We start from the raw sequence: 16,804 nt of genomic DNA, 5'->3' as shown, positions 1-16,804 counted from the left end.
CCTCCTAAGAGATCAAGAACCTTTGCTCGTCCTGCGCCGTAGGCCGACCGCCAGAATCAGGAGCAGCACGGTCGGCACCAGCAAGGAGCCGAACTCCGGGATCGGTTCGCCCGAAACCGTCACATTCACCATATCGATACCGTGCAAACCGGCGGCGTCCGAGACGTTGAGGACAATCTCGTACACACCTGGAACCCAGAACTCGAAGGAAGGTGTCGGACCGTAGAGCGAGACCGGAGAACCATTGTATGTGAATGTCCAGGTGTAGTTCTCGATGCCGATGTCATCCGTTGACCCGCTCCCGTCGAGTACGACTGTTTCTCCTACTAGCACTGATCGGTCGTCTCCTGCTTCGGCTATCGGTGGTGTGGAGCCCGCAGTCACAAGAAATGAGTGAAGCTCATACGGGGCGTACCTCGGAGACATCAGCTCCACGCCGGATACATCGTGTGCGACGATGTAGTAGTCGACGATGCTGCCGATGGACTGAGCGGGAATCATTGCCTCGTAGGAATCGTTTCCAGCCAATCGAGCCATACCCACATCGGACCAGGCGCCACCATCGACGCTATAGAAGACACTCAGGGCGACAACATCGACGCCTCTAGCCGCAGTTATGTTGGCGTCCACTAGGAAGCCGGACGATGAGTAGTCCCGCGCGGACACGGTAGCGTGTTCAATCTGGAAGGGCCTCTCCTGCCGGTCTCCAGCGATCTCGATCCCGAGATACGCGGGCGGCAGATTCTCCCCGATTATGCCCAAGACATCGGCCGTACTCGTCGGGTGGAACAACTGGCCCACTTCGAAACAGAACGGGTACACATCCTCTGCTCCGTACATCCAGTCAATGGAGTCACCCGTGGTCGGATACAGCCCAACGGACTGCTCGGGGATGTATCCGTTCAGCGCGGCGAACTCGTTCCCGATCCTCACAAGATCGGCATCGTCCGCGGTCTTGTTGGCATTGTATCCCCACGGCCACATGACCAAATCACCGAAGCTGTGGTAGTCCAACATTAGGGTGAAATTGCGCGCCAGGACCAGGTCCCTGACGGCTTGCGTCTCCGGCTCCGAGAAGGGTCCGAGGCCGCAGTAGACTTCGTTGCTCGGAACATGAGAAGAGCCAGCCCCACCCCATGCCCCGGCAGAATCGCCGTTCATCGAGCCGCCGTAGTTCCGGTTAAGGTCGACCCCGTAGGACCCATCACCGTTCAAATGTCGGTTCTTCCGCCACCACTGGTCAGTCTCAAGCGCGTAGTCCAACCCGTCTGGATTGACGATCGGGACGATCCAAATCTCCCTGTTGTCCACGAGCCAGCTCAATCTCGAATCGTTCTGATACTTAGCAGTCAAGTTCTCCGCGATGGCGAGAGCGAGCTCCGAGGTGGTCCACTCCCTGGCGTGGTGCAAGCCGACGATCAGCACCTCCGGCTCGTTCTCATCCACAGCCACATTGTCCGATATCTTGATCGCCAAGATGTCTCGGTCAGCAGTCCCTTGGTTCTTCTCCCAGGAATTCCCGATATCGTAGACCTTCGATATGTCCGGATACTTTGATTGGATAGCCAGAAGATGATTCTTGATTTCCGTGTAGTTGAGATACACGTAGTTGGTCGCCTGCACCTCGGGCGCGTGCGACACTGCGTCGGTTAGACCTGGATCTGGAGATTCTGATGGGCTGGCAGCGACCTGGATGCCTGTGGCCAACAAGGATAGGCAGAACACGCATGAGAACAACCCCGCGATTCTCAGGTCGCCCACCACCGATGCAGGATTCATCCCCCGCTGACCGGAGGCAAGAAGGAAACCTCGTCTCCATCCTTGAGCAGTTTGCTGGGAGCCCCGTATTCCTTGTTCACGGATAGGATTATGTGTTCTCTGAAGCGACCCATCTGCGGGAACCTGAGAATGTAGTCCTCGAGCAGGCTTTGGACGGTTGATCCTTCCCTCAGCTCAAGATCCTCCTCCTTCGTTCCCACAATGTCCCTGAAAGCTGCGAACAGCTTCACCTTGACCCTCATTGCACATCCTCCGCGCCCTGCACGGTACAGTCGCAAGATGGTAGATGTTCTGCCGCTATTCAAATAATGCGACTCGTTGGAAAGGAGGAATGCTGACACGACAGAAGCTTCTCCCAATCCGGGTTTCGGACAAGAGGTCATTCGTTGCATGACGTGGTCAAATGTGAACAGTTACTCAATCTGGCAGTATCAACTGATAATAAATCTGATAACATATGTGACATCGATTTCCGATGGAACCTCAGTTTCCAGTGAAAGTTTATTATCAGGTCGTGTTCGAAAACCTACTTATGCGGAGTAGCGCGTTCGCGGACTGCACGCAATAGCAAGGCTTTTCAACTCTAGAGTGCCAAGTGGAGGTTGAAGGCCAACAGATAGTCTTCTCTCGGAGAACCTAATGGCAAGGCTATCGACGACACTGAAGGCGTTGGACAGCAGGGGAGCCCGAGAAGGACTGGCCCGATAATAGAGGGGGAGAAATGTCGGCCGCATCGAATCAAACAAGAGGAGGCACTGTCGCCGCCGGGAATAGCTCCGCGAATGGCCGTGGATGGGCTCTCGAACCTCAGATAACCGCGAACGCAAAGATTGTACTGGAACGCAGATACCTGAAGAAGGACGACGACGGCAAGCCGGTTGAGACGCCCAGAGGACTTTTCGAGCGTGTGGCACGCGCCATAGCCCTGGCCGAGAAGAACTATGGCAAATCAGATGCTGAGGTAGACGAGGTCGCTGAGAGGTTCTACGAGATGATGGCCAGGCTGGAGTTCATGCCGAACAGCCCGACGCTGATGAACGCCGGCAAGGAGCTCGGTCAGCTCTCTGCCTGCTTCGTCCTGCCTATCGGAGACTCCATGGAGGAGATCTTCGACGCCATCAAGTACACCGCCTTGATACACAAGTGCCTCGTGCCCGAGACGTTCGTGATGACCGACTCGGGCTGCAAGATGCTTGGATCCGTAGACGAAGGCACCTGGATCGAGACGCATGAAGGCATGGACATCGTCAAATCCAGGCACAAGAACGGCGTTCAAGAGGTATTCGCGGTCGAGACACTCGAGGGCAACAGGATCCTGGGCACCGCGCTCCACAAGCTGATGGTCAGGACGCGCGAGGGCGACCTCGAATGGCGTAAGATCGGCCAGCTCAGACCCGAGGACAAGCTGGTGATGAAGCTGGGAGGCTGGCTGGGCGGCACGGAGACCGCCGTGCACCACGAGCTCTGGGAGTTCGCGGAGTCCGGAGCCGACGAGCGGCTCGTCAATGCCGACGAGCGCGCCCTGTGCTCGTTCCTGAGGAAGGCTTTCAGCGACCGTGGTTGGATCTCGCCGACCGGGGTCATAAGCGCGGAATGTGGGTCTGAGAGACTAGCATCCGACATTCAGACGGTGATGTTCTACCTCGGGGTCCCGACGGCGAGAGAGGGGTTCAGGCTTACCATATGCACGCGTTCAGGGTTCCTGGTTTTCAAGGAGAAGGTGGGGTTCGACTCGATGATCCTCACCAAGCGCCTGGACTCGGTAGACCTCGACCTGATGGCGGAGGAACTCGAGGCGATGGGGTGCCTGCGTGAGGAGCCGGACGATGAGGGATGTTATTTCGTGACCGTTAGGGCGGTCCTGCCAGCTGGGAAGCGCGAAGTGGTCGACCTCACCGTCCCTCAAAGGCACGCCTACTTGGCGAACGGCTTCGTGTCTCACAACAGCGGCGGAGGCACCGGGTTCAGCTTCTCGAGACTCAGGCCCGCCAGCGACTCGGTCAAGAGCACTGCGGGCGTGTCCAGCGGCCCGATATCTTTCATGGAGGTGTTCAATGCCGCGACTGAGACAATCAAGCAGGGCGGCACAAGGCGCGGGGCAAACATGGGCATCCTGCGAGTGGACCATCCTGACATAATCGAGTTCATCACGTCCAAGAGGGACTCGACCAAGCTCACCAACTTCAACATATCCGTGGCGTTGACCGACAAATTCATGGAAGCCCTGGAGGAGGACAGGGAGTACGAGCTGATCAATCCCCGCACGAAGCAGCCGTTCAGGAAGATGCCTGCCAGGAAGGTCTTCGAGATGATCGTCAACATGGCCTGGAGGAACGGGGAACCGGGCATCGTTTTCTTGGACAGGATCAACAGGGACAATCCGACGCCCAAGGTCGGGGAGATCGAAAGCACGAACCCGTGCGGCGAGCAGCCTCTCCTTCCCTACGAGGCTTGCAACCTAGGCTCTATCAACCTCGCGAAGACGCTCACGTTCAAGGACGGACGATTGGCGCTTGACTGGATCAAGCTGGGCGAGACGGTTCGATTGTCCGTGAGGTTTCTGGACAACGTCATCGATGTCAACAAGTATCCGCTGAAGCAGATCGGAGAGATGACACGTGCCAACAGGAAGATCGGCTTGGGCGTGATGGGCTTCGCGGACATGCTCCTGAGGCTCGGAATCCCGTACGATTCCGAGGAGGCGCTCAAGCTCGGGGGGGAGCTTATGAAGTTCATCAACGACGAGGGGCACAAGGAGTCCGTCGTCCTCGCGGAGGAGCGCGGGAGCTTCCCGAACTTCCCCGAGAGCACCTTGGCCAAGCGGTTCGCGAAGATAAGGAACGCCACGGTCACGACCATCGCCCCGACGGGAACGATCAGCATCATATCGGGGGTATCGAGCGGGGTCGAGCCGATCTTCGCCGTTGCTTATGTCCGCAACGTTATGGACAAGGACATCCTGCCTGAGGTCAATCCGATCTTCGCTGAGGTCGCGCACGACCGGGAGTTCTTCACGGACGACCTGATGAAGGAGATCGCCACAAAGGGCTCGCTCAAGGACCTCAAGATGGTCCCGGAGGACATCAGGCGGCTGTTCGTGACTGCCCTCGACATCTCGCCCGAATGGCACATACGCATGCAGGCATCGTTCCAGGGATACACGGACAACGCAGTGTCCAAGACCGTCAACTTCCCGAACGAGGCGACGCCCAAGGATGTCGAGAACGTCTACAAGCTCGCCCACGACCTCGGGTGCAAGGGCGTCACCGTATACAGATACGGCAGCAGGGAGGACCAGGTCCTGAGCGTGGGGGAGAGACCCAAGAAGGACGTGTCGCCCGAAGACGAGGAGGCCTCGAGGCTGCCGCGCGCACGGCCATATGTGACGCGCGGGTCCACCCAGAGGCTGGAGACGGGCTGCGGGCATCTCTACGTCACAATCAACATGGACGAAAGGGGACTCTGCGAGGTGTTCACGCAGATGGGTAAGTCCGGCGGGTGCACGGCCTCCCAGGCCGAAGCGGTCGGAAGGTTGATATCGCTCGCCCTAAGGTCCGGCATCGAGCCGGAGGCGATCGTGAAGCAGCTGAAGGGCATCAGATGCCCTACGCCGCTTTGGCAGCCCGGGGGGATGGTGCTCTCGTGCAGCGACGCAGTCGCAAAAGCGTTGGAACGTTTCACGAAGGACAGAGGCGTTGCGAGCGAGGCGCCGGAGGCGGCGGCCTCAGCGGCTCCGAAAGACGAAGGCGGCATCCAGAAGCAGAACTATGTCGACAAGGGAGATGTGTGCCCCGAGTGTCCGGAGTGCGGAAGCATGGTGGAATACGTCGAGGGCTGCGTGGTCTGCAGGACCTGCGGGTTCTCGAAGTGCTGGTGATGGGAACAAGAAGAGGGAAGATACGATGCTCTCGGCCCCTGGGGTGCTGGGCCGAGGCAGGTTTTCATCTTTCTCATCAGGAAGGGTTTTGTTTGCAGACGACCGTACATGTGCGCTCAGATGCAGAGCGGTGATACCATGAAAGTGCTGGCGATCAACGGCAGCCCCAGGAAGGGCGGGAACACACAAACCATGATCGATGAGGCGGCCAAGGTTCTGAGGAAGGCGGGGATAGAGGTCGAGTCACTTTCGATCAGGGATCTAGATGTCAGGCCGTGCACAGGATGCGAGGTATGCTTCGACGGATCCTGGCACTGCCCGATCAAGGATGACGGACTCAGGCTGATAGAGAAGATGGTCGGCGCGGACGGAATCATCCTGGCGTCGCCAATCTACTGCGGAGGTGTCACCGCACAACTGAAGGCAATCATGGACAGGTCGGTCATAGCGTACCAGAACAAGGACCTCAAGGACAAGGTGGGAGGAGCGATCTGCGTCGGCGCCGGGTCCCATGGCGGGCAGGAGCTGGCAGTGCTCCAGCTGGTCTCTACTTTCGCAATGCAGGACATGATCGTCGCCGGTCCCGGCGGCGGCATGCCAGGGGCGATGAGCACTGCCGGCGACAAAGGCGACGCGAGAAAGGACAAGGACGGCCTTCAGAGCGCGAGGGAACTCGGAAAACGCATGGCTGAACTGCTCAAGAGGTGAGAGCGCTTGACATGTTTCGTGGCGCACATGAACAAGAAGGGATTCTTCGAACCCCTCGGTATCAATGTCACCAGGGAGAACGCGAAGGACATCGAACACGAGATCGCGAGGACCGTGGGGCTGGAGGGGAAGCGATGCCCGGAGATATGGAAGGAGACCAAGCTGTGGCTTGCAGACCCCAAGAAGAAGGCCGTGCTCGAGCGGAACCTGAAGAAGAGATTCGCTTGGGTGCGTTCGAAGTAGCGTGCATGCAGTACGAGAGGATGTCAAGTCCCCGTGCTATCGGAGGTCGTGTGCGGCCGAACGTCGTACCGCTCGACTCCGGAGACAGATGCGGCGACGGCGATTGAGCATACCGAGATCCGACAGCTGAGGGAAGCGACTTTCGGCCCACATCTGACAAAGAGCATATACGTGCCGTTGCCCATAACCCGGTCAAGAAACGGAGTGACAAGGGAGCAGAAGCGCATGGCATCCAAGCAGATCGTAGGCGAACTCAAGCCGGGGGACAGGGTCGACAGCTACTTCTCTGTGAACTACAAGAAACCCGTCGTGGACTACAAGTACGGGTCGATGTTCGAATTCAGGGTGGCGGACAGGTCCGGCCAGATAACGGTCAAGTACTGGGGTGGCTCCGACAAGGCGGCCGTCGAGAGGCTGCACGACTCCTTCGACCGTGAGGAGGTCGTGAGGATCAAGGGCGAGGTCGCTGAGTACAGAGGCCTGCTCGAGATATCGATCAATGACAAGAACGGCGGGTCAGTCACGAGGCTCGATGAGGGATTGTACGACATCAGAGAACTGATCAAGACTTATGAGAACATCGGCGAGATGAGGTCCCGGCTGTCGGACATCATAGGCACGGTCAAGGACGCAGACATGAAGAGGCTCCTGGAGGCGTTCTTCAAGGACAAGGAGTTCATGGAAGCGTTCGCGACATCGCCCGCTTCCATACAGCTACATTCAGCAGCCGTCGGAGGGCTCATCCACCACACGCTGAACGTGGCGGCAATGTGCGAGCGAATCGCCGAGCTGCACGCTGAGCTTGACAGAGATCTCCTGATGACCGGGGCGCTCCTACACGACATAGGCAAGGTCCAGAGCTTCAAGGTCACTAGCAACATCAACCAGACCAAGGAAGGGAACCTGCTCGGGCACATCATACTCGGCGACCAGGAGCTCATGGCCCGGATCGCGGGAATCGATGGTTTCCCTGAGCTGCTCAGCTCGAAGATCAGGCACATACTTCTATCGCACCACGGCAAGAAGGAGTGGGGTTCTCCAGTGGAGCCGATGTTCCCTGAGGCACTCGCCGTCCACGAAGCCGACGACATCGACGCCAAGCTCGACAACATGATCACGAAGAGGGAAGAGGCCGTGACCGAAGACGATTGGATCTGGGACGCGAGGCACGGCCGGCTGATCTACCTCAAGTGACGAACCGCTCCCGATGCTCACCAATGGTCTCTGGATGGCCATGCTAGCAACAAATTTGTACATCATTGCTCGAAAGAGATATATATTGTACGGATAGTCATGGATTCTCAAGAGGGATACAAGTGAAGCCCGTACGAACGGACCTGACACCCGAAGAGATGCCCAAGAGATGGTACAACATACTGCCTGACCTTCCGGAGCCTCTAGCTCCTCCATTGAACCCGGCGACGAAGAAGCCGATCTCGCCGACCGACCTTGAGGTTCTGTTCCCTAAGGCGCTGATCGCACAGGAGATGTCCTCGGACAACTACATAGACATCCCCGACGAAGTGCTCCAGGGATACATGATGGTCAACAGGCCGAGCCCGCTGCAGAGAGCGGTCGGACTGGAGAAGGCCCTCAAGACGCCGGCGAAGATATACTTCAAGCGTGAGGACCTGAGCCCGGCGGGGAGCCACAAGACGAACACATCGCTCGCTCAGGCGTACTACAACATGAAAGAGGGCGTCGAGCACCTGACGACAGAGACAGGGGCGGGCCAGTGGGGCACCGCGCTCAGCCTTGCATGCAGTCACTTCGGGCTCAGCTGCAAGGTCTTCATGGTCCGCGTATCATACGACCAGAAGCCGTACAGGCGCGAGATGATGCGCGTCTACGGTGCGGAGGTCAACCCGTCCCCGAGCAACCTCACGGAGTTCGGCAGGAAGATGCTCGCGAAGGACCCGAAGCACCCGGGCTCGCTGGGTATCGCCATCAGCGAGGCAATGGAGATGGCGCTCAAGGACGGCAAGACTCATTACAGCCTGGGGAGCGTCCTCAACCACGTCATGCTGCACCAGACGATCATAGGTGAGGAGACACTACTGCAGTTCAAGAAGCTCGACGAGGAGCCCGACTACATGATTGGTTGCGTAGGTGGCGGTTCTAACTTCGCAGGGTTCACGTTCCCTGCCATAGGCCAGAAATTGAAGAAGAAGAAGATGATGAACACGGAGTTCATCGCCGTCGAACCCACTGTGGTCCCGAGCTTGACAGGCGGGAAGTACGAATACGACTTCGGAGACACTGCCGGCATGACTCCCCTACTCCTGATGTACACGCTGGGCCACAACTTCGTGCCTTCTCCCATCCACGCGGGCGGACTGAGGTACCACGGTGCTGCGCCGACTGTGAGCCTTCTCGTGAACAAGAAAGTGGTCAAGCCGGTCGCGTTCGAGCAGAAGGAGGTCTTCAGTGCGGCGATGATGTTCGCGAGAGCCGAGGGCATAATCCCTGCTCCGGAGACGAGCCACGCGATCAAGGCGGCCGTGGACCTCGCGCTCGAGGCCAAGAAGAAGAACGAGAAGAAGATCATCGCACTGAACTTCTCGGGCCACGGGCTCCTGGACCTCGGAGGCTACCAGCAGTACCTCGACGGGAAGATAACCTAGGCGAAATACCCTTCCTCTCTCTCTTTGAGACTCCTGTACGCGGCCTTGAACTCCGGCCGCTCCAGGAGCACTTTTGCATTTCTCTCCAGATCACTGTCCAGCTTGTCCTGTCTCGAGGAGTAGTACTCTCGCCTCAGAAGGTCGGAGATGTCTGAGGAGTACTGCTGCATGCCGAACATGATGACCGAGTATGCAGACGGGGACCGCGAGACGACATTCAGCGGTATCGGCGAGCCGCCCTTGATCGCCTCGAGCAGATCCGGGGAAGGTCCTCCGACCTCGGATGCGACTGCGGCCATCTTCGTTGGCGCAACCTCAAGGGACTTGATCTGGAAGACCTTCTGGTCGGTGAAGATGAACGTGTCATATGTAGAATCGACATGGTTCCTGCCGGTGAGCGCGCGCCAATCCTGCTTCCGCGAGCTGAGGTCGAACCTGCCCTTGAGGTACATCATGAAGTCGTCTATGCCGTGGAACTCCATCTTAGACTCACATTAGACGGAGCCGCCAATTAAACCTTCCCAAGAAACGTGCGGTCACTTGTAGCTCTCGCCCGTGATGCGCTCGAACATATCGATGTACAGCTCGGAGATCTCCTTGATCTTCGCTTCAGGCAGGGACGGGATCTTGGGCTCGACCTTGCCCATCTTCCTGGCCTCCATGAGCTTGTCGTAGTAGCCCAGCTGCCTGTAGTACTGCCTCACATTCTCCTTGCTGAGCTCCACGAACTGGCCCTTCGAGTAGCTCTCCCAGTCCCACCAGCGATCCTCGTCAGCAGTCCCGAACGTATCGACTATCATGAGCTCGCGATCCTCATCGAACGCGTACTCCTTCTTCCCGTCCACATGAATGAGGTCTCTCTTCTCGACTTCCTCGGCAATCTGCTCGTCTATCTTCAGGACTGCCCCTATGATATCGTTGTACTCGTCATTAGTGAGGCACGCTATCTTCTGGGCCTCCTTCTTCGTGACCAATCGGTCGACCTTCTCCAGCTTGGTCGTGAACTCGACGTACGGTTCCGGGAGCTTGTCGCCGTACTTGACCTCCTTTTTCGCCTTGAACCCGAGCTTCGCGGGCTTCACCTGGCCGTTCTGGATCCCATCCCAGAGGGAGCCGGCAACATAGTGCCTGCATATGACCTCGAGCGGAATGAGATAGTTATTGGTTTTCTTGTTTATCTTGGGATACTCGAGCACCTGGACCTTGGCAACGCGCATCCTGTTCGGAGGTACGAGCTCCCTGAAATGGGTCTTGATGCCGCACGAGCGCGCCACCTGGAACCAGAACGCACTCGATCTGCACAGGGTCTCGCCCTTGTGCGGTATGAGAGATGGAATGGTCTTGTCGAAGACGGATATCTTGTCTGTGAAGACGAACTCGAGTGTGCGCTGATCCACCTCGTATACGTCTTTCACCTTGCCTTGGCGAGTCAGTTTCATGGCCACGGTTGCGTTGTAGGCAATAGTTGGCCTTAAGGGTTTTGGTGTTGTCGAGGAATACTGACTCGCGCCGACTCGATGCAATGAAATAGATGTTGAGGTCTGGTATCCTCAAAACCATTAAAGTGCGAGTGACCCCTAATCGTCGTAGGCAGGAGATTGTGGCATGGCCCTCAATCTGACACGGCATTTTTCTGAGCGCTCAAAGGAGATGAAGGCGTCCGAGGTAAGGGAGCTGTTGAAGCTTCTCCAGGTTCCCGACATGATCTCTTTCGCTGGAGGCTTCCCGAACCCCGAGACATTTCCGACAGAGCTCATCCGAGAGATAGCGAACGACGTCCTGAAGAACGACGGCGCTCAGACTCTCCAATACGGCATCACCGAGGGTTATGCGCCGTTGAGGGAGGTACTCGCTGAACGGATGAAGAAGAAAGGCATGGATGCAGGGATGGAGAACTTCCTCATCGTGAGCGGGTCCCAGCAGGTCATAGACCTCGTGGGGAAGGTCTTCCTCGACCCGAAGGACACGGTCGTCGTCTCCGCGCCCACCTACCTGACGGCATTGACTGGATGGGCAGTCTACCAGACCACCTTCGAATCCATACCGATCGATGACAACAACATGCGCATGGACATCTTCGAGGAGCGGATGAAGAAGCTCGCGAAGAGGTCCAACCCCCCGAAGATAGTATACGCTCTGCCGAACTTCCAGAACCCTGCGGGCGTGACGATGCCTGAGAAAAGCAGGAGGAAGTTGGTCGACCTCGCATCTGAATACGACTTCCTCGTACTCGAGGACGACCCGTATGGCGAGCTACGGTATGTCGGGGAGCACATCGTGCCCATAAAGCACTTCGACGACGAGGGAAGGGTGATCTACATGAGCACCTTCTCGAAGGTGCTTGCGCCGGGCTTCAGGGTCGGCTGGGTAGTTGCGGAGCCGGACGTACTGAGGAAGATGATCATTGCAAAGCAATCGGCCGATGTGTGCACCAACGTTCTGGGGCAGAGAATCGCGCACGAGTACGTCGCCAAAGGGCACATGGACCAGCAGATAGAGAAGATAAAGGAAGTCTACAGCAGGAAGATGAGCATCATGCTCAGCGGGATGAACGAGTTCATGCCGAAGGGACTGCACTGGACGAAGCCCGAGGGCGGGATGTTTCTCTGGGTCACGCTCCCAGAGGGCATGGATTCCGGGGAGCTGCTCAAGAAAGCGCTGAAGAAGAGAGTGGCGTTCGTGTCCGGCAGGGCGTTCTTCGCGGACCCGAAGGACGGCCTGAGCACACTTAGGCTGAACTTCACCCACCCGTCGGACCAGATGATAACAGAAGGGCTCCGGAGGCTGGGCTCGGTCATCAACCAGGAGCTCGTCTCGAGATGGGACAAGTCGAAGGGGAGCGACGAGTCCAAGATGGAGGATGCCCTCAAGGGCACCCTGATAGGGAAGTCCTAGAACACGTCGGCGCCCGCGTGCACCACGATCCCCTTGTCCGTTATCGAGTACGGCTTCACCCTTCTCGAGTGAGAGGTTCGGCGCATCTTGAGAATCCTTATCGTCAGCTGGACCTCGCCTCCTTCTTTGCTCTCGTCCGACTGGAGCAGGAGCACGCCGTCCGCGGTGTACTCCGCTAGGCCGTCCCTGGAGGAGCGCGGATTCTCGTCCTTGACCTCCGCCGTCAGGAGGGCCGTGGCACCCGTGCTCCTCAACAGTTGGCAGAGGTTGAACAGGTTCGACCTGCGATCGTTCTCGTCCGAGAACATCATGTTGAGCAATGACACGGAATCCAGCACCACCCTCTTCGCGCCGAAGGACTTGATGAATTTCGGGAGCTCGCTCTTGATCCTCGTGATCGTGGTCTTCGCATCAGACGGTTCGAGCTTGAACAGGCCGAGCTTCTTGCTGTCCAGCGCCCCAGACAAGTCCCATCCGAAGGCTGCGGCGTTCTTCAGAATCGAATCCTTGTCCTCTTCGAGCGAGATGAATATGCACGGCTCGTTCTTCTTCAGGCCTTCCACCAGGAACTGTAGACCGAGGGTCGTCTTGCCCGTCCCGAACGACCCCATGACGGCGACAATATGATTCTCCGGCAGGCCGCCTTGAAGCATCTCATCCAATCCATCGACACCCGTCTTGACCCTGCTTACAGCCATGTGCTCATCCCACCCGTTCCGTGTTGATCACGACAAATCCGCTCTGAGAGGTTATCAGTGTGGCGAAGCGCGCGATCCTCTCCTGGTCCAGGTGAGGGAGCACGCTCATGAACTTCTCGACATAGAGATACCGTTGTCTCTTGGACGTATGGTGGAACTTCGCCCACTCGAACTTGAACACGCCGTCTACGCTGTCTATGATCATCTGCTGGCGCTTCCGGTCCAGGATCTCGTCCGTTAGTATGAGATAGAAGATCGCATCCCACTTCTTCGCCATCCGCTGGATGCCTTTCAGGAGCGCGATTACGTCCTGAAAGTCGATCGTCTCGGATACCACAAGGTCTGTGAGCGAATCCATTATGACCATGCTCTTCGGGGCGTTGCCGTCGAGGAAATCAACGAGCGACTCGAGGAGTCCGTCTTGCTTCTTGTCCGAGAACAGGTCGCCTGACTGGTCCGAATCCAGCCATGCCGTCGGGACGACGGTGTGCATGAAGTAGTTCCTCGAGAAATCCTTGAAGAGCAGGTTCGTCTTCAGAGACTCATAGAAGTCCCGGTTGAAGGACAGCTTGACGTCCTGAAGGATATCGTTCCTGGACCGAGAGAAGGTTATGTAGCACATCTTCTCCGGCAAAACCCCGTGCTTCCCCGCGTCCCCGAGCATGAAAGTCCGCGTATCCGGGAATTCCTTGACGATGCCGATCTTCGCCGCTGAGGTCAATGCGAACTCGTGCCCGCCGCCTCCGACATCGCCCAGAAGAAGGACGACCGAGCCTGCTGGAAGTCCGCCCTGCATGATGGAATCGAAGTCGGCGACCCCAGTAGGTATCCTCTGCACATCCCCTTCTGACATTAGAAAGTCCTCGCGCGCATGCGACGCGCGTTATAAAATCGGGGTGTGAGTATAAATATTTTGGTAATTTCTGGAAAATGCGGGGCGCGACCACTCATTCAGCCGCTCTTGAGCAGGAATTCTCTGACCATTTCGAGCGCCTTGACAGCAGAATGCATCTTCACGTCATGTCTGGAACCCTTGAACAGGTTTCTGGTGCAGACAGCGGTCTTGTCCGAGCTCACCGCGATGTAGACGAGCCCAACAGGCTTCGTTTTAGTCCCGCCGGTCGGTCCAGCGATCCCCGTTGTTCCGACGCCAATGTCTGCATGCAGCTTCTTCCGGGCACCGGCAGCCATCTGGAGAGCGACCTCCTTGCTCACCGAACCCTTGACATCGAGCGTGCTCTTGTCAACGCCCAGAAGCTCCATCTTTGCCTGATTGCTGTACGAGACAACTCCTCCGAGGAAATAGTCGCTGCTCCCAGAGGCCTCCGTGATCATGTCACCAAGCTTGCCACCAGTGCATGATTCAGCTAAGGCAATCGTCTGTCCCTTAGACTTGAGCAGCTCGCCGACCTCTTCAGCGAGCACGGCATTCACCCTGCTTCTTTGCAGGACTCATGCCTGAGTCCAGCAGTCTCTGTCTCGCATCCAGACCATCCAGGAATCCAGCAACCGGCCGAGGCACGAGATTCTCCCATCTCTCGCCGTCAACAATGCGTCGCCTCACCTCGGTCGCAGAGTACTCCTTCGGGTTGTATGCCTTCGTCTTGTGAACCTCATATCCTGCCTGCTTGAACAGAGACCTTGTGAGGTCGCTGTTGGAGTAGATCTCGTCGAAAGGAGGTACGTATGATTCGACATGGTTCACCCAAACTGAGTACCTGTTGACGTCTCTGATAGGTACAATGAGGACGCGACGCCTCTCCCCGTCTGTCAACGAGGACAGGATCATCTGGTATCTCTCACCGGCAGTGAACGGGTTCTTATCAGTATGAGATTCCTCAGCGCTGCCTATGACTATGATCAGCTCATCGCATTGCCTGAGGACTTCTCGGATGACCGAAAGGTGTCCCTTGTGCAACGGTTGAAACCTTCCGACAATCAGGCCGCGCACGAGAACACCTCAACTTCAATGGGCCGCCGCTCTGTCGGTCACCGGAAGCGGGCTTGGAGACGACGGGCGCTTCGCGGCAACGAGGGCTGCGAGCTTCTTCAGGAGCCCTTCCTTACGAGAGCCCACAAGGGCGTGCACAAGAACATCGTTGAGGGTGCGGACAGGTATGACCTCGATCTTGCCGATGTACTTGTCCTCAAGGAGAACGTCCTTCATGTTCTCCTCCGGAATGAGAACCTTCTTCAGGCCTATCTCCGCGGCCGCCTCTATCTTGGCCGTGACGCCTCCGACCGGCAGAACCTGGCCCCTCACGCTCAAGCTCCCGGTCATAGCACAGCTCTGATCCACCTCGATCTCCTCGAAGGCCGATATGACCGCTGTCGCGACGGCTATCGAGGCGCTGTCCCCCTCAATACCATCGTAGGTCCCGATGAATTGCACATGTATGTCGTGGTTGCTGATGTCCTCCCCCGTGTACTTCTTGATGAGCGCGGAGACGTTCTGCACCGACTCCCTCGCGATCTCGCCGAGCTTGCCAGTCGCAATGATCTTGCCGCCCTCCCTGTTCTGAGGCGGTGTGACCTCGGCGACTATCGGCGTCACTATCCCTGAGAACTCCGACATTGAGGACTCGGCATTGAGCACTGCAAGTCCATTGACTATGCCGACGACCGCGCCCTCGGTCAATGATATGCTGTAATCCTTCCTTCGCTCGACCGCCCTGTCCGTCACCTGCTGCTCGAGCGATCTAGCAATCTTCTTTGCCTCGAGGACGTGCTTCGACTCGACAACGGACGCATTCCTCTCGGTCGCTATGTCGCCTGCGACCCTCACCAATCCGCCAAGCTCGCGCAGCCTGAGTGTGAGCATCCCCCTCCGTCCAGCTCTTCTCTGGGCTTCGCGGATGATCTCGGCCACCGCGCCCTTGTCGAAGTGAGGTATCTTCTTGTCCTTCGACACCTCCTGAGCCACGAACTTGATCAGCTTGTCCCTGTTCTGCTCGGTGTCGGGCATCGTGCTCCGCATGTAGATCTCATAACCGTAACCTCTGATCCTGGACCTTAGTGCCGGGTGCATCCCCGAGACCGCGTCCAGGTTGCCAGCCGCGACGAGTATGAAACCGCACGGAACAGGCTCGCTCTTGACCATAGCGCCTGAGCTCCTCTCGCTCTGCCCCAGGATGCTGAACTCGCCCTCTTGGAGCGCAGTAAGGAGGCTCTGTTGGCTTTCGATCCGGAGCAAGTTGATCTCGTCGATGAACAGGACGCCCCTGTTCGCCTTGTGGATCGCCCCAGGCTCAAGTCTCTCGTGAGCTGGGGTCTCAAGCCCACCGCTCTGGAACGGATCGTGCTTCACATCGCCCAGCAATGCTCCTGCGTGTGCGCCCGTGGCGTCTATAAACGGTGCCAGTTCATCGGGCTTGTGAGTGACGAGCAGCTTCGGGATCAACATCGCCTCGCGCTTCTGCCCGAACGACCGTCCGAGCCAGTACAGGACCAGACCGCCCACGACCACTATGAGGAGCGGTGTGAAATCCTTCTGAATCCAAGAGACCATAGCGCCCAGTGCGACAAACATCATGATGAGCATGAGCCAGGAGGAGTTTTTCTGAGCCTTTTTCTGCTCCACCTCCCGCTTCTGCGCCTGGACGATCTCCCTGCCCTTGCCCGCTGGAACGATCCTGATCTTCGGCTCGTTCTGGTCCTCGGGGTTGTTGTAGGCGATGACGTCCTGCATCTCGCCCTTGGGGAGGAAGTCGGTCATGGATCTCGCGAGCATGGATTTCCCAGTGCCCGGGTCTCCTATGAGAATGATGTGCCTCTTCTGCTCAGCGGCCTTGCGGATCACCGTCACGGCCTCGTCTTGGCCTATGACCTGGTCCACCAGTTGCGGGGGTATCTTCACATCGGCCGTTGTCTCGAAGGACTTGGATTTGATCCAATCCTCGAGGTCCGAAAGGCCCAGCGTCGACCCCCAAGAATCACTCGTTGCCATTAACTGCACCAGTATTAGTCACAACCGTGACTGT

Annotated in this window: 15 protein-coding genes and 1 pseudogene; 7 read left to right on the top strand and 9 right to left on the bottom strand. The window is 57.7% G+C overall.

Features of this window, described 5'->3' with window-relative positions; translation table 11 throughout:
* Positions 1-12: 12 nt before the first annotated feature.
* Together KJ653_04550 and moaD are read right to left on the bottom strand one after the other, a co-directional pair.
* The gene (locus KJ653_04550; protein MBU0685101.1) at positions 13-1,779 is read right to left on the bottom strand and encodes a hypothetical protein; all 1,767 of its coding nucleotides are present in this window, start codon (positions 1,777-1,779) and stop codon (positions 13-15) included.
* Entirely contained in the window at positions 1,776-2,021 is a 246-nt protein-coding gene (gene moaD, locus KJ653_04545) for a molybdopterin converting factor subunit 1 (GenBank protein ID MBU0685100.1), read from the bottom strand. The genes KJ653_04550 and moaD overlap by 4 nt, the downstream gene beginning before the upstream one ends.
* A gap of 479 nt (positions 2,022-2,500) precedes the next feature.
* Between moaD and KJ653_04540 the strand changes: the two are divergent.
* The 6 genes and pseudogenes from KJ653_04540 (at position 2,501) to KJ653_04515 (ending at position 9,231) form a co-directional block, all read left to right on the top strand.
* Positions 2,501-2,923: pseudogene (locus KJ653_04540) on the top strand (hypothetical protein).
* A gap of 489 nt (positions 2,924-3,412) precedes the next feature.
* A complete protein-coding gene (locus KJ653_04535; GenBank protein ID MBU0685099.1) occupies positions 3,413-5,656 on the top strand; it encodes a vitamin B12-dependent ribonucleotide reductase in 2,244 nt (747 codons plus the stop codon).
* A 138-nt stretch (positions 5,657-5,794) separates the two neighbouring features.
* Complete coding sequence (locus KJ653_04530) at positions 5,795-6,364, top strand: flavodoxin family protein (protein MBU0685098.1); 570 nt, start codon at positions 5,795-5,797, stop codon at positions 6,362-6,364.
* A gap of 6 nt (positions 6,365-6,370) precedes the next feature.
* Positions 6,371-6,607, top strand: a complete 237-nt coding sequence (locus tag KJ653_04525; GenBank protein ID MBU0685097.1) for a hypothetical protein — start codon at positions 6,371-6,373, stop codon at positions 6,605-6,607.
* A gap of 33 nt (positions 6,608-6,640) precedes the next feature.
* Positions 6,641-7,801 carry an HD domain-containing protein gene (locus KJ653_04520; protein ID MBU0685096.1) on the top strand — a complete coding sequence of 387 codons (1,161 nt, stop codon included), beginning with the start codon at positions 6,641-6,643 and terminating at the stop codon, positions 7,799-7,801.
* A gap of 122 nt (positions 7,802-7,923) precedes the next feature.
* Positions 7,924-9,231, top strand: coding sequence for a TrpB-like pyridoxal phosphate-dependent enzyme (locus KJ653_04515; protein ID MBU0685095.1), 1,308 nt, complete (start codon positions 7,924-7,926; stop codon positions 9,229-9,231).
* Here KJ653_04515 and KJ653_04510 read toward each other — a convergent pair.
* The gene (locus KJ653_04510) at positions 9,228-9,713 is read right to left on the bottom strand and encodes a hypothetical protein (GenBank protein MBU0685094.1); all 486 of its coding nucleotides are present in this window, start codon (positions 9,711-9,713) and stop codon (positions 9,228-9,230) included. The genes KJ653_04515 and KJ653_04510 overlap by 4 nt on opposite strands.
* 54 nt (positions 9,714-9,767) lie before the next feature.
* Positions 9,768-10,670: a phosphoribosylaminoimidazolesuccinocarboxamide synthase gene (locus tag KJ653_04505; GenBank protein MBU0685093.1), complete on the bottom strand. Its 903-nt coding sequence runs from the start codon at positions 10,668-10,670 to the stop codon at positions 9,768-9,770.
* 166 nt (positions 10,671-10,836) lie between these two features.
* On the opposite strand from KJ653_04505, the gene KJ653_04500 reads away from it, so the two are divergent.
* Positions 10,837-12,126 carry a PLP-dependent aminotransferase family protein gene (locus KJ653_04500; GenBank protein MBU0685092.1) on the top strand — a complete coding sequence of 430 codons (1,290 nt, stop codon included), beginning with the start codon at positions 10,837-10,839 and terminating at the stop codon, positions 12,124-12,126.
* Here the strand turns inward: KJ653_04500 and KJ653_04495 are convergent.
* The 5 genes from KJ653_04495 to lonB form a co-directional block, all read right to left on the bottom strand.
* Positions 12,123-12,824: a KaiC domain-containing protein gene (locus KJ653_04495; protein ID MBU0685091.1), complete on the bottom strand. Its 702-nt coding sequence runs from the start codon at positions 12,822-12,824 to the stop codon at positions 12,123-12,125. The genes KJ653_04500 and KJ653_04495 overlap by 4 nt on opposite strands.
* A 4-nt stretch (positions 12,825-12,828) precedes the next feature.
* Positions 12,829-13,677, bottom strand: coding sequence for a recombinase RecA (locus KJ653_04490; GenBank protein ID MBU0685090.1), 849 nt, complete (start codon positions 13,675-13,677; stop codon positions 12,829-12,831).
* A gap of 98 nt (positions 13,678-13,775) precedes the next feature.
* The gene (locus KJ653_04485) at positions 13,776-14,258 is read right to left on the bottom strand and encodes a nicotinamide-nucleotide amidohydrolase family protein (GenBank protein ID MBU0685089.1); all 483 of its coding nucleotides are present in this window, start codon (positions 14,256-14,258) and stop codon (positions 13,776-13,778) included.
* Positions 14,239-14,775 (bottom strand): nicotinamide-nucleotide adenylyltransferase, encoded by a 537-nt coding sequence (locus tag KJ653_04480; protein ID MBU0685088.1) that lies wholly within the window; start codon positions 14,773-14,775, stop codon positions 14,239-14,241. The genes KJ653_04485 and KJ653_04480 overlap by 20 nt, the downstream gene beginning before the upstream one ends.
* Positions 14,776-14,790: 15 nt before the next feature.
* A complete protein-coding gene (lonB, locus tag KJ653_04475) occupies positions 14,791-16,770 on the bottom strand; it encodes an ATP-dependent protease LonB (protein MBU0685087.1) in 1,980 nt (659 codons plus the stop codon).
* Positions 16,771-16,804: the final 34 nt, after the last annotated feature.

The sequence above is a fragment of the Candidatus Thermoplasmatota archaeon genome (assembly GCA_018814355.1).
Classification (GTDB): Archaea; Thermoplasmatota; Thermoplasmata; order UBA10834; family UBA10834; genus COMBO-56-21.
This window is presented reverse-complemented; position numbering and strand designations above follow the sequence as displayed.

Coding starts and splice junctions, on each gene's coding strand:
- KJ653_04550 (MBU0685101.1), bottom strand. CDS start 1,779: ATGAATCCTGCATCGGTGGTGGGCGACCTGAGAATCGCGGGGTTGTTC.
- moaD (MBU0685100.1), bottom strand. CDS start 2,021: ATGAGGGTCAAGGTGAAGCTGTTCGCAGCTTTCAGGGACATTGTGGGA.
- KJ653_04535 (MBU0685099.1), top strand. CDS start 3,413: ATGTTCTACCTCGGGGTCCCGACGGCGAGAGAGGGGTTCAGGCTTACC.
- KJ653_04530 (MBU0685098.1), top strand. CDS start 5,795: ATGAAAGTGCTGGCGATCAACGGCAGCCCCAGGAAGGGCGGGAACACA.
- KJ653_04510 (MBU0685094.1), bottom strand. CDS start 9,713: ATGGAGTTCCACGGCATAGACGACTTCATGATGTACCTCAAGGGCAGG.
- KJ653_04505 (MBU0685093.1), bottom strand. CDS start 10,670: ATGAAACTGACTCGCCAAGGCAAGGTGAAAGACGTATACGAGGTGGAT.
- KJ653_04500 (MBU0685092.1), top strand. CDS start 10,837: ATGGCCCTCAATCTGACACGGCATTTTTCTGAGCGCTCAAAGGAGATG.
- KJ653_04495 (MBU0685091.1), bottom strand. CDS start 12,824: ATGGCTGTAAGCAGGGTCAAGACGGGTGTCGATGGATTGGATGAGATG.
- KJ653_04490 (MBU0685090.1), bottom strand. CDS start 13,677: ATGTCAGAAGGGGATGTGCAGAGGATACCTACTGGGGTCGCCGACTTC.
- lonB (MBU0685087.1), bottom strand. CDS start 16,770: ATGGCAACGAGTGATTCTTGGGGGTCGACGCTGGGCCTTTCGGACCTC.